14 protein-coding genes and 1 tRNA gene are annotated in these 11,498 nt (G+C 59.7%); 6 read left to right on the top strand and 9 right to left on the bottom strand.

From position 1 onward, the window contains the following. Window positions 1-701, top strand: a 701-nt coding sequence (locus tag QT222_RS17985) for a spermidine synthase (protein ID WP_491477966.1), incomplete at its 5' end; no start/stop codon positions are given. Window positions 702-733: 32 nt separating this feature from the next. On the opposite strand, the gene QT222_RS17980 is transcribed toward QT222_RS17985, so the two are convergent. Beyond that, window positions 734-895, bottom strand: a complete 162-nt coding sequence (locus QT222_RS17980; RefSeq protein WP_004058314.1) for a DUF7987 family protein — start codon at window positions 893-895, stop codon at window positions 734-736. A gap of 128 nt (window positions 896-1,023) precedes the next feature. Here QT222_RS17980 and QT222_RS17975 point away from each other — a divergent pair, with 128 nt between their 5' ends. Beyond that, on the top strand, window positions 1,024-1,209 hold the full coding sequence (locus QT222_RS17975; protein ID WP_004058312.1) for a hypothetical protein: 186 nt from the start codon (window positions 1,024-1,026) through the stop codon (window positions 1,207-1,209). Between the two features lie 359 nt (window positions 1,210-1,568). After that, the gene (locus QT222_RS17970) at window positions 1,569-1,991 is read left to right on the top strand and encodes an SHOCT domain-containing protein (protein WP_491477965.1); all 423 of its coding nucleotides are present in this window, start codon (window positions 1,569-1,571) and stop codon (window positions 1,989-1,991) included. A gap of 347 nt (window positions 1,992-2,338) precedes the next feature. Here QT222_RS17970 and QT222_RS17965 read toward each other — a convergent pair whose 3' ends face one another. Beyond that, window positions 2,339-2,725 (bottom strand): type II toxin-antitoxin system VapC family toxin, encoded by a 387-nt coding sequence (locus QT222_RS17965; RefSeq protein ID WP_491477964.1) that lies wholly within the window; start codon window positions 2,723-2,725, stop codon window positions 2,339-2,341. After that, window positions 2,722-2,946: an antitoxin VapB family protein gene (locus QT222_RS17960; protein WP_004058302.1), complete on the bottom strand. Its 225-nt coding sequence runs from the start codon at window positions 2,944-2,946 to the stop codon at window positions 2,722-2,724. Before QT222_RS17960 ends, QT222_RS17965 begins: the two co-directional genes overlap by 4 nt. A gap of 68 nt (window positions 2,947-3,014) precedes the next feature. Here QT222_RS17960 and QT222_RS17955 point away from each other — a divergent pair, with 68 nt between their 5' ends. Further along, entirely contained in the window at window positions 3,015-3,413 is a 399-nt protein-coding gene (locus tag QT222_RS17955; RefSeq protein WP_491477963.1) for an HVO_A0114 family putative DNA-binding protein, read from the top strand. 103 nt (window positions 3,414-3,516) lie between these two features. Here QT222_RS17955 and QT222_RS17950 read toward each other — a convergent pair whose 3' ends face one another. From QT222_RS17950 to QT222_RS17930, 5 genes are all read right to left on the bottom strand, one after another. Further along, on the bottom strand, window positions 3,517-3,984 hold the full coding sequence (locus QT222_RS17950) for a PD-(D/E)XK family putative nuclease (RefSeq protein WP_491477962.1): 468 nt from the start codon (window positions 3,982-3,984) through the stop codon (window positions 3,517-3,519). 173 nt (window positions 3,985-4,157) lie between these two features. Further along, window positions 4,158-4,230: transfer RNA gene (locus QT222_RS17945), tRNA-Pro, on the bottom strand. Between the two features lie 48 nt (window positions 4,231-4,278). Beyond that, window positions 4,279-6,135, bottom strand: coding sequence for an SLC13 family permease (locus QT222_RS17940; RefSeq protein WP_004058296.1), 1,857 nt, complete (start codon window positions 6,133-6,135; stop codon window positions 4,279-4,281). Window positions 6,136-6,225: 90 nt separating this feature from the next. Continuing rightward, window positions 6,226-8,280, bottom strand: coding sequence for a DEAD/DEAH box helicase (locus QT222_RS17935; RefSeq protein ID WP_491477961.1), 2,055 nt, complete (start codon window positions 8,278-8,280; stop codon window positions 6,226-6,228). Window positions 8,281-8,370: 90 nt separating this feature from the next. Next, complete coding sequence (locus QT222_RS17930) at window positions 8,371-8,754, bottom strand: cupin domain-containing protein (RefSeq protein WP_491477960.1); 384 nt, start codon at window positions 8,752-8,754, stop codon at window positions 8,371-8,373. Between the two features lie 85 nt (window positions 8,755-8,839). Between QT222_RS17930 and QT222_RS17925 the strand changes: the two genes are divergently transcribed. Further along, window positions 8,840-10,012, top strand: coding sequence for a M50 family metallopeptidase (locus QT222_RS17925; protein ID WP_014732077.1), 1,173 nt, complete (start codon window positions 8,840-8,842; stop codon window positions 10,010-10,012). Between the two features lie 20 nt (window positions 10,013-10,032). On the opposite strand, the gene QT222_RS17920 is transcribed toward QT222_RS17925, so the two are convergent. Further along, window positions 10,033-10,872, bottom strand: coding sequence for a competence/damage-inducible protein A (locus QT222_RS17920; protein WP_491477959.1), 840 nt, complete (start codon window positions 10,870-10,872; stop codon window positions 10,033-10,035). Window positions 10,873-11,012: 140 nt separating this feature from the next. Here QT222_RS17920 and QT222_RS17915 point away from each other — a divergent pair, with 140 nt between their 5' ends. Further along, on the top strand, window positions 11,013-11,177 hold the full coding sequence (locus QT222_RS17915) for a DUF1059 domain-containing protein (protein ID WP_004058287.1): 165 nt from the start codon (window positions 11,013-11,015) through the stop codon (window positions 11,175-11,177). Window positions 11,178-11,498 lie beyond the last annotated feature (321 nt).

Genomic DNA, 11,498 nt, shown 5'->3' with positions numbered 1-11,498 from the left:
GCGTATTTCTGGAGACCTACCCGAACGTGACCGTCGACGTGGTGGAACTCGACCCCGAGGTGGTGGCTGTCTCGAAGGAGTACTTCGGCGTCGAGGAGTCCGACCGCCTGAACATCTACACGATGGACGGCCGGCAGTACCTCCGCGAGACGAACGAGACGTACGACCTCATCATCCTCGACGCCTACCGGAAGGACAAGGTCCCATTCGAGTTGACGACGGTCGAGTTCATGCAACTCACGTCCGACCGCCTCGACGACGATGGCATCCTCTTTGCAAACGTCATTTCTGCACCCAGCGGTCCCGCCTCGAAGTTCTACCGCGCGGAGTACAAGACGATGCGCGAGGTGTACCCGCAGGTCTACAGTTTCCCCACCGCGGGGAGCGTCGTCGTCCAGAACATCGAGGTCGTAGCGACGAAAAACGACACGCTCGTCACCCGAGCGGAGTTGCAGGCGCGGAATCAACGACGCGACATCGGTATCGACCTCGCGGCCGAACTCACGTCGTACCGGAACTCCGAACCAACTGACGACGTACCGGTTCTCCGCGACGACCGCGCACCGGTCGACAGCCTCTTGGACCCGATGGTCGGCCAGCGCTACGTCATCCAGCGGACGAACGAGACGAACCGAACGGAAACCGACCGAAGCGCAACTGCGCGCAACGCGGCCGCACAGAACGCCGCCGCACCCCGATAGGTCCGGATTCCGTCAGAATTCCCGGTGCAGACTCACGTCTCCCCTGACGTGAGTATCGTCGGGATGATGACGCCAACCCCGATGAGAAGCGCCCAGCGAATCCACAACTCTGCGGTGTAGTACCCCGAAACCAACCAGAGCGCGGCACCGAGGAGGACGAACAACACGGTAATCACAAAATCGCGGTGGACCATGGTCTGAGACCTATCACCGACACACCATATGCCTGTTCCCGGAACTCGTCTTTCCGTTCCAGTACCGCCACGACGAATGTGTCAGAGCAAGAAGGCATTTACCGCGAGCGTGTGTCGGTCCGACCGAAATGCAACTCCAACCTCTCGATGTCCTCGGTGGGGTCATGTTTTTCGCCGGACTGCTGGTTATTACGGGCTTGTTTGTTCCCGCGGTCGTCGCAAGCGAACGTCTCGGAACCGGTGCCTCGCTCATGGTGCTCGGGACCGCCGCTGTGGCGGGACCACGCACGTTCAAGACCGCCCTCGACAACTAATTCGCTGACGTACCACAACGTCCGTGTTTTCCAGAAGGGTAGTCGGTAGTCACGCTCGACAGCAAACGACCCGTAGCTATAATTCGATATCTACGTTATCTAACAATATGAGTTCTCAATCGGACACCGCAACAGCGGATGAGGATACCGAGAACCAAAAGAACGAACTGCTTGACCGGGTGCTAAACTTCCTCACGACGTATCTCCCGTGAGTTGTTTGTGGGAGGCGGCACATCCCATCAAACACGGACGGAAACGCTGTTATTCGTGACCCGGTAGCGTTCGTTTCCCGTCGCGTTACTACGCCAATACGTTCATTCCCCGGATATTTTTGTGTTTAGAGTGACACGAATTAGCCGATGTATGAATTGATCCACCGGTATGCTCCGGAGAGTCCTGCTGGCCGAACTGCCGTTGCGATTCTGGCCTCTCTCATTGGTGTTCCGGCATTCGTCCTTGGAATCATCGGGATGACCAGAAGCGGCGGCGCTGCGGGAGGACTCGCATTTTTCTTTGTCAGTCTCGTCATCCTCGCTGTCGCCTGGTGCTTGACGCTCGGCGTCGTCCGGCAGGCGAATGCGGCACCCGATGCGACGCCACTCACCGAACCCCAAACTGATGAGGTGTCCGAACCATCGACCGAGACCCCGGTCGAAACGCTTCGACGACGATACGCGGAAGGTGAACTCAGCGACGACGCGTTCCAACGACGACTCGATAACCTCCTCGAAACCGAATCGTTGGGTCAGAACGAGACTGAGCCTGAACGCGTATTCGAGTGAGCGTACACCTCGACGTCCATTTCAACCCAACTAGGGTTCGTCTGTAACTGGGTGAAACGGGTTCCCAAAGAAGAAACTGGAGTCGTGGTTGCGAACCTGAAACACCCAACGCTCGGGATTCATGCGTTGACGAGACTCTTGGTCTCGTTCGCCCACCAGAACGCTCCGCGTTCTAGGGACGTCTTCAGGGCAGGAGGATATCAATTTGATTCCTTGGACTGTGCCTGCTATCGCTTGCATTGTTTGGGCTGGTGAGGCTGGCTTCGTCAGCGAAACCAGCAGTGTAATTTCGAGACGGCCTGTAGACTGTTCAGTAACCGAAGCGTCCGACTAGCACCGGTAGACGACTACTCTCGGTAATTAACCGTCACTAGTCCATCGACGTGGTCGAAATGACTGTCTGCAGTGACGAGCGTTCCCCCTGCCTCACGAACGACACCTGCAATGAGCGTATCCAGTGCGCCGATAGGAGTTCCGTTAGCATGGAGTTCTGCGTCGATCTTCGCCGCTTCTGCAGCGCCATCGATGGTAAGTGGGAGTGGCTCTAACCAGTCCAACCCGTCGCGTGTACTTTCGACACCGTCCGAGCCGCGTAGTCTCGCACCCCCAACAAACACCTTGTGCAGCGCGACCGTCGGAGCGAAGTATGGTTGCTGGCTTTCTTCGAGGAACTCCGCGATAGCTTGCTCTCCCTCCAAGTAGTCAATGAGAGCGTTCGTGTCGAGGCAGTTCACAGTGATGCCTGCCGATTCTCGAAGTCTTCGTCAAACTCCTCTTGAGCGTCTTCCACTGCCTCACGAAGGCCCGACTCTTTCCACGAACCGAAGCCCTTCATTACGTCTTCCTCTCCTCCAGTGACTCGAAGAAGAACGTCAGTGAAGCTCTCGTCACCGCGCTTCATCGCACGAAGTCGCTCGTACGCTTCCTCGGTCACAGTGATTGTCTTCGTTGCCATCACGTAAACATACACGTACACATGGAAATGAGTTATGGAGGTCCAACACTATGTTTGGTACCTAACAAATGACAAAACTCAAAGTGATAGTTGGTAGGCGGAGTACCTTCGACGAGTGCACACGCCAACGAATCAAGGCCGCACAGGAAGACGAAGAAATCGAGGATGCACATCTAATCCTCAACTTCGAATCGTACGCTGAACTCGGCAGACTGCTCAGCCCGAAGAATCTGAGATTGCTGGAAGCAATCGCCACGGACTCACCTCAGAGTATCCGCGAAGCCGCGGAGTTGGTGAACCGTGATTACAAGCAGGTCCACCGGAACCTGACTGAACTCGAAGATATCGGCGTTATCGAATTCGAAGGTGGCGAATCGGGGCTACGAAAGAAGCCAGTGGTAGCCTACGATGGTCTTGAAATCGACTTTCCATTCGACAAGCCGAGCGGCTCCGACGTGACCCAATAACCCTCACTCTTCAAGAAAGACGGCGAAGTCACGGGCGGGAGACCGAAACCCAGCTTCATCGATCCAGCGTTTGAGGTACTCGTCAGCGGTCTCTGCCGAACGCTCACTGACCTTCGACCTTCTTCGGCGCAAAGACCTGCGTCCAGGTGACTTGTGCGTAGTCCGACCACGTTTCGCGGGAAATACACGAGAAACCGAACTCGTCGACGAGAGTCGCCGGGGTGATTTTCGCAGCGATGATGTCACGCGCAGGGGTCGGCGCATAGACGGTGAAGAGGTAGACGCCGCCCTCCTTGAGGAGGTGCTCGTGCTGGCTCCGCCGGAGAAGGAACCGTCCGCGGCGCTGCGCTTCGCCGTCGGCGCCCATCGCGCTCTTGATTTCGACGACAGTCCCGGGTTCGAGGAGACAGATGCCGACGAACGGGAGGTCACGACTCGGCGTGAGTAACTCGGTGGTGAGTGCGTCGTAATGTTCGTGCTCGTGGTCCGAGACGTGACGCAGTTCTGTGTGAACCTGAAGAAGGGTCGTTTCGACGGTGTCTCCCGCCTTCCGAGAGGGCGCGAGACTCATGCGCAGACCCCCGTCTCTTCGGGTGGAAAACAACCGGCAAAGTACGCTGGTTTACTTATATACCCAATGGGACCGCCCGGATTTGAACCTCACTCGCTCACTGCGTTCGCTCGTTGGTTCAAATCGGACGGTTGTCACTCTTTGGCTCATCACGTTGTTCTTCGCACAAAGAGTGGGACCGCCCGGATTTGAACCGGGGTCACGGGCACCCAAGGCCCGAAGTATACCAGGCTAACCCACGGTCCCGCATATACGTCTCTCCCCGTCTGGGAGTAAAGAGTTTCGTTCCTCGTTTCACGTCAGGGGGAAGAAATACGCCACCCCAATCGTCGTCACAACCCCGAGAACCAACTGGAGCGGGCCGCCAACGCGGATATAGTCCGAGAACTTGTATCCGCCCGGCCCGTAGACGAAGAGATTCGTCTGGTAGCCCACCGGCGTCATGAACGCCGTCGACGCGGCGAACATGACCGCGAGGACGAACGAGAAGGGTCGCGCGCCGAGCGTCGTCGCGGCCTCGATGGCGACCGGAATCATGAGCACGACGCTCGCGTTGTTCGAGATGATGTTCGTCAACAGCGCCGTCACGAAGTAGAACACCCCGAGCACTGCAAGCAGCGGGAGGAACTCACCACTCATCACGACCATCTCCGCGAGGAGTTCTGCGGCCCCGGAGTTCTCCATCGCGATGCCGAGCGGGATGACGCCAGCCAAGAGGAAGATAACGTCCCACTGGACTGCGTCGTACAGCTCGGTCGGTCGGAGACACCCGGTGGCAACCATCACCAGGGCTCCGAGCAACGCCGAAACGACGATGGGAAGGAAGTCAATCGCGGCGAGTGCGACGACGCCCGCGACGATGCCGACGGCGACCGGAATCTTCGACTCGCGGTAGTCGTGGCGTTCGATTTCTTGGGCGACGATGAAGTTGCGATTGTTGTCGAGGCGTTCGATACTGTCGACGGTTGCCTGTACGAGAAGCGTGTCACCGACGCGAAGCGGGAGGTTGTCCATCCGTCGCCGAATCAACTCGCCGCCACGACGGAGCGCGAGCACCGTCGCGTCGTACCGCTGTCTGAAACTCGTCGTCGCGAGCGACTCGCCGACCAGCGACGACCCCGGCGCGATGACGACCTCGACGAGGTTCTGGCCCTCGTCGGCGAGTTCGAGTTCGTCCTCGGTGATGGTGTCCGGAACAAGGTCGAGGCCCTCCATGTCGAGCAGTTCGACCAGCGTGTTGCGGTCGGTTCTAAGGGTGAACACGTCGCCCGGCCGAATCTCCTTTGGGCCGAGCGGTTCGAGAAAGACGCTGTCGCCGCGAATCAGTTGGAGGAGGTCGACGTCGAACTCCGTGTCGACGAGTACCTGCTGCACCTGCTGCCCGACGAGTGGGGAGTCCTCACGGACCGCAACTTCAGTCAGGTACTCGGCCATCTCGAACTCCTCTGTCAGGTCGCCTCGCGGTTCGATTCGTGCGGGCGTGAGTCGTCGCCCGACGGTGAGGAGATAGACCATGCCGACGGCCATGACGACCGCACCGAGCGCGGTAAACTCGAACATCGAGATGGGCGCTTCGCCCGTGATGCGCGAGTACACGTCGCTGGCGAGAATGTTGGTCGAAGTGCCGATAAGTGTCAACATCCCACCGAACATCGAGGCGTACGACAGCGGTAAGAGAAGCTTCGACGGCGACGTTTTCCCGCGTTCTGCGAGGTCGGTTACCATCGGCAGCAAAATCGCAACGGCGGCGGTGTTGTTGATGAATCCCGAGATAGGACCGACGACGCCGACGGTTGCGCCGAGTTGTCGAAACTCGCTGTCGCCGGTGAACGACGAAATTTTCGCACCCAGCATCTGTACGAGGCCAGTTCGCTGAATACCTTCGCTCAGGATGAACATCGCGAGTACGGTCAGTGTCGCCGTGTTGGCGAACCCGGAGAGCGCGTCGCCCGGATACGACTCGAAGAGCGTGATGGGTGCGCCGAGGAGTCCGACCGAGACAAGCGCCTCGGAGACGGGTTGAATCACCATCAGCGTCACCATCACGCCGATTGCCGTCACGTCGACGGGGACCGGTTCGGTTGCAAAGAACACCAACGCGACGAGGATGACGGCGAAAACGACGAGGATGCCCGGCGTTATCGCTACCACGCGCTCACTGACGTACTGGTATCCGAAAAGCGTGCGGGGTTCAGAACCTGATGGCGGTCCAGCACCCGCAAATGGTGTTGTGGCCGACCGTTATCGTCCTTCTTCGTCGAGTTCGAGGTCGGCGATGATTTCGTACGGCGAGTAGCCCTTTCTAATACCGTCGAGGATGCGGAACGCCTCGTTCGGCGAGAGGAACTGTTTCGTGACGGCGAGACCGAGCGGCGTCGGGTCGAGTCCGTCGATAAAGTCCCATTCGAGAAGTTTCCCGACCGTGTGCGTAGTCGGAATCTCGCCGAGCATCCGGGTGTTGAGCGCCTTCGCCTTCTTGCCGGCGACGACGATGTTCGCCAAGGTCTCTTCGACGGCCGCGGACTCGTCGTAGACCGTTCTGACCTCCTCCATCTCGCCTTTGAGGAGTTTGAACGCGACTTCGTCCTCGGTCATCTCCATCGTGTTGTGATAGCTGGTGTCGGGTTCGACCAGTAGGTAGACGACGCCCTTGTCGTGGTAGTCGGGTCGACCGGCACGACCGAGCATCTGGCTGAACTCCTGTACTGAGAGCCACTCGATACCCATCGCCAGCGTGTCGAAGATGACTTGCGACGCCGGGAAGTCGACACCGGCGGCCAGCGCCGCCGTGGTCACGACGGCAGCGAGGTCTTGATTGGCGAACTGGCGTTCGACGCGCTTTCGCTGTTTGTAGTCTAATCCGGCGTGATACGGCGCGGCGTTGTAGTCGATTTTTCGCGCAATCTCGTGACAGCGCCGCCGCGAGTTGGTGAAGATAATCGTCTGCCCGCGGTATCCCTTCGACGATTTCGTGTCGAACGCCTGCCTGACGAGGCGGTTTTCGATTCGGGGTTTTTCTTGCCCGTCGGCGAAGGTGACGTGTCGCTCGATGGGAACCGGCCGGTCTTCGTACTCGACGAGGTTAGCTCGGAGATTCTCCGCCAACCACTTCGGGTTCCCGACCGTCGCAGAGAGGTAAATCCACTGCGCGCCGTCGTACTCGTCTCGTCGCCCGGCCCGCTCCTCACAGAAATGCTTGAGCCGGGAAATCATCCCGTCAAGGCGGTGGCCCCGTTCTTCTTCCTTCAGCGTGTGTACCTCGTCGATGACGACGGTGCCGATGTCGCCGAGGTCTTTCCCTGTCCGGAGGGCATGGTCGATTCCCTCGTAGGTGCCGACGATGATGTCGGCGTTCGGGTCGAAGCGGTTGCCGTCGTCGTTGATTCGGCTGGCTCCGACGCGAATCGTCACCTTGCCGAGGTGGCCGTAGCGGTCCTGAAAGTCCTCGTGTTTCTGGTTCGCGAGCGCGACGAGGGGGACGAGAAAGAGCATCTTTCCGTTCCCTTTGAGCATCCGGTCGATACCGGCGAGTTCGCCGACGAGCGTCTTCCCGGTCGCGGTGGCGCTCACCACGAGTTGGTCGTCGCCGTCGAGCAGTCCGTTGTCGATAGCGAGACTCTGGACCGGAAGCAGCGTGTCGAACCGCTCTGTCAGCATCGACTTCAGATTCGGGTGGAGGTCGAGTGTGTCCGTCTCGACCAAGTCGATGTCTTCCGTCGTCGCACTGATGGTGTCGAACTTCGTCAGGTCGGGGTCCAACTCGCCCTGCAGCAGGTTCGTGATACGGGTCAGGTCGCCCGTCTCGTAGAGGAGTTCTTCGAGGCGTTCTTGGGCCGCCTGCGTGAGGCCACCTGCGAACGACAGTTCCTGTTCGAGTTCGCGGACTGCGCAGTCACGGCAGACGTGCTCGTGTTCGGCTTTGATGGCCGTATCGTCAGTAATTGGCGAATACCGGCCGTTAACTGCACACCGACGGCAGGTCCGCACCGCGACAGCCTCAAGCTGGTAGCCGTCGAGCATCTCTTTGAGTTCCTCGCGGGCGTTTTTCGGCGTCTGCTGTGAGATGCGGATTCGAGCAGCTGACCGGGCGAGTTCGACGAACTGACTCGGGTCGCGCGGTGATTCTTCTCCCTTCCGAATCACGAGAAATCGGAGCGGTCGGGGCCCCGCGTTCGTCTCTTTGAGTTCGAGTTTTCCGCGGAGCACCCGCTTTCCATCCCGGCGGGCGACGACGAGATAATCGTCCCCCGTCTGATGGAGAAAGACCGTGTCGACGCGGGTGACCTGTTTAGACACGGTGCGTGCTACGGCGACGTGGTATTTCAGGGATTCGCCTGCGCGCTCTCACACCCTACCGTCGCATGCTCGCGTTCTCGCGTCGCCCGTTCAGGACTCGTCGGTGAGTTCGATGGTGTCGTCACCGTTCGGCACAGCACAGAGGAACGAGCCCTCCTCGTCGGACTCGTTTCGGTACCAGTGGACGACGCCAGCGGGAATGAGAAGCGAGTCGCCCGCTTCGACCTCGTACTCCTCGTCGTCGATGCCGACGACATACTGTCCCGAGAGGACGTACTGTTCGTGTTCGACCTCGTTGGTGTGTTTCGGAACCGAGGCGCCAGCGTCGAGGACGAACCGTCTGATGGCGAAGTTCGGCGCGCCGTCGTCGTCGGAGATGAGGACGCCTTTCGCCATCCCGTCAGCCGCACCCACTGACTCGTACTCGATATCCGTGCTTCGTTTTACAACTGGGTTGGGTTGGGAATCGCTCATATCTCACCGTGGATTGCCGCCCCGCGTAAGCCTTCCCCCATTTTCTGGCCTGACTGCTTAAGGTTCTCCCATGGTTATTACGGGTATGCGAGGAATCCGCATCGGTAGCGCCTTCGGCATCCCGATCAGGTTGGACCTCACCTTCCTCATCGTTCTCCCGCTTTTCGCGTGGCTTATCGGGTCTGACGTCGCCAATCTCACGCTCGTCATCAACGAACTCTTCGGCACGAGTATCGATGGCGCTGCCATCTCTGATGGGTCGCTCCAGTGGATACTCGGCGGTGCGGCCGCAATTGGGCTGTTTGCCGGTGTCCTCCTCCACGAGTTCGGTCACTCGCTCGTCGCCATGCGGTACGGCTACGAAATCGAGTCTATCACCCTCTGGCTGTTCGGCGGCGTCGCCCGTTTCAAGGAGATTCCGGAGGATTGGAAACAGGAGTTCACCATCGCCGTTGCAGGACCAATTGTCTCGGTCGCTATCGGTCTCGTCTCCTACGCCGGATTCCTCCTCCTTCCTGAATCGCAAGCACCCGCACAGTTCGTCCTCGGCTACCTCGCGTTGGTGAATATCACACTCGCCGCGTTCAACATGCTTCCCGGCTTTCCGATGGACGGCGGGCGCGTCCTCCGTGCAATTCTCGCCCGCAGCCGCCCCCACGCGAAAGCGACGCAGATGGCCGCCGAAGTCGGGAAGGTGTTCGCCTTCCTCCTCGGGATTTTCGGCCTGTTCTTCAACCTCTTCCTCGTCGCGCTCGCCTTCTTTATTTACATAGGCGCGTCCGGCGAGGCCCAACAGACCGTCCTCAAGGCGACGTTCGAGGACGTAGTCGTGCGTGATATCATGACTCCCCGAGAGAGCCTCGATGTGGTCGATGAGACGACCTCTGTCGCGGAACTCCTCGAACGGATGTTCGTCGAGCGACACACGGGCTACCCCGTCCTCAGAAACGGCGACCTCGTCGGCATGGTCACCCTCGACGACGCCCGCAGCGTCAAAGAAGTCGAACGCGACGCCTTCCGCGTCGACGATATCATGAGCAACGAACTGACGACCATCGACCCCGACGCCGACGCGATGGATGCTATCGCCCTCATGCAGGAGCGCAGTGTCGGTCGTCTCCCGGTCGTCGACGAGACGGGGGACCTCGTCGGTCTCATCTCCCGGTCGGACCTCGTGACCGCGTTCAACATCATCCGAAGTCGCGGGTCACTCGACGCGATGCCCCGTTCGGATGCCAGTTTCGCCCAACTCCGCTAACGGGCCGAGGTGTCTGCCCCCTATTCTCCGCCCGCTTTCGGTTCGTCTTCACCCGTTCTGTCGCTCTCTTTCGGTTCGTCTTCCCCCGTTCTGTCGCTCTCTTTCTTCCGCTCCCGTGCCGCTTCGGTCGCCGCCTCGCTCTCGTAGAGGTCGACCGTCGCGTGCTCCCAGACCCACGCCACGGCATCGTCGAGGACGACCGGGTCGGCACCGGAGAGTTTGATTCGCGTCGGTCCGCCCCGATTCGGATAGCTTCCGACTTGGACGCCGAATCGCTCGGCGACGATGCCGAGTTCGCGGGCGACTGCTCCCTCGGGTGCGTCGGCGTAGAACTCCCGTGACTCTCGGTCGCTGGCGAACCGTTCCGCGATGGACTCGAATATCGGCTTCATCTCCTCCGGGATGCCCGGCAGGACGTAGACGTTCCCCGCCCGGCACCCCGGTGCGAGTCCCTCTCCGTTCGAGAGTACCTCCGCGTCTTCGGGCATCGATGCATACCACGCCACGTCGAGGTCGAAGTCGATATCGGGCCGTCGTTCGAGAATGGCCTCGATGGTCGTTTCGACCTGCTCGGCGGCCGCGTCGTTGACGACGAACTCCCGGTCAAGACCGGCGGCAACGGCCTCCATGGTGATATCGTCCGGCGTCCCACCGAGACCACCGGTGACGACGACTGCGTCGAAGGCGTCGCGCCACTCCGAGACGACGTCGGCGATGACTTCGTGGTCGTCCGGAACCGTCTGAATGCGCGCTACCGTCGCTCCGACTTCGGTGAGTCGCCGGGCCAACCACGTCGCGTTCGTGTTCTCGATGTCGCCCGCGAGGAGTTCGTTGCCGACGGTGAGGATGGCGACCTGCATGGTGTATTGGTGTGGTCGGTGAGAGAAAGACGTACCTCCTTTGCATGTGCTCTCAGACTCGGTTGTACCCATCGCGCACAGGTACGCAACGATTATTCTCGTCTGTGGTCTAGGTTGGCACGCGGCAGTGGTGAATCAGAATGACAAAGCGAGTTGTTTGCCGAGACGCAGGCCACGACTGTGATTTCTCGGTCCAATCTGAGAACGAAGCCGAACTCATCGAGTTCGTCCAGCAACACGCGGAAATTATGCATGACCTCCAACTGTCCGAATCAGACGTACGAGGGCTTGCAGTCTCGGTCTGACTGCTCATTTTTGCCGATACCCTGGTGCGCACGCGCGACGCTGACGACTACGTGAGCACACGCTCAAACGGTGAGAATGTAAAGAAGGTCCAGGTGCGAGAATTGAATGCCGTGAGGCTGCGCCGTACGTACTCACGCACGTACTCACGCTCGTTTCACTCGCGTGAACCTCAGTCGCTCTGCTCACTTCGTTCGCATCGCTCCCTGGTTCAATTCTCTCGGTTAAACTTCACACATTCTCGAACGGGTCTCGCGGTGCTCACTGGCGTGAGCACACGCTCAAACGGTGAGAATGTAAAGAAGGTCCAGGTGCGAGAATTG

It is taken from the genome of Haloferax sp. s1, from assembly GCF_058382125.1.
Note: the sequence above shows the minus strand (reverse complement) of the source record. Positions and strands in the feature narration are given on the sequence as shown.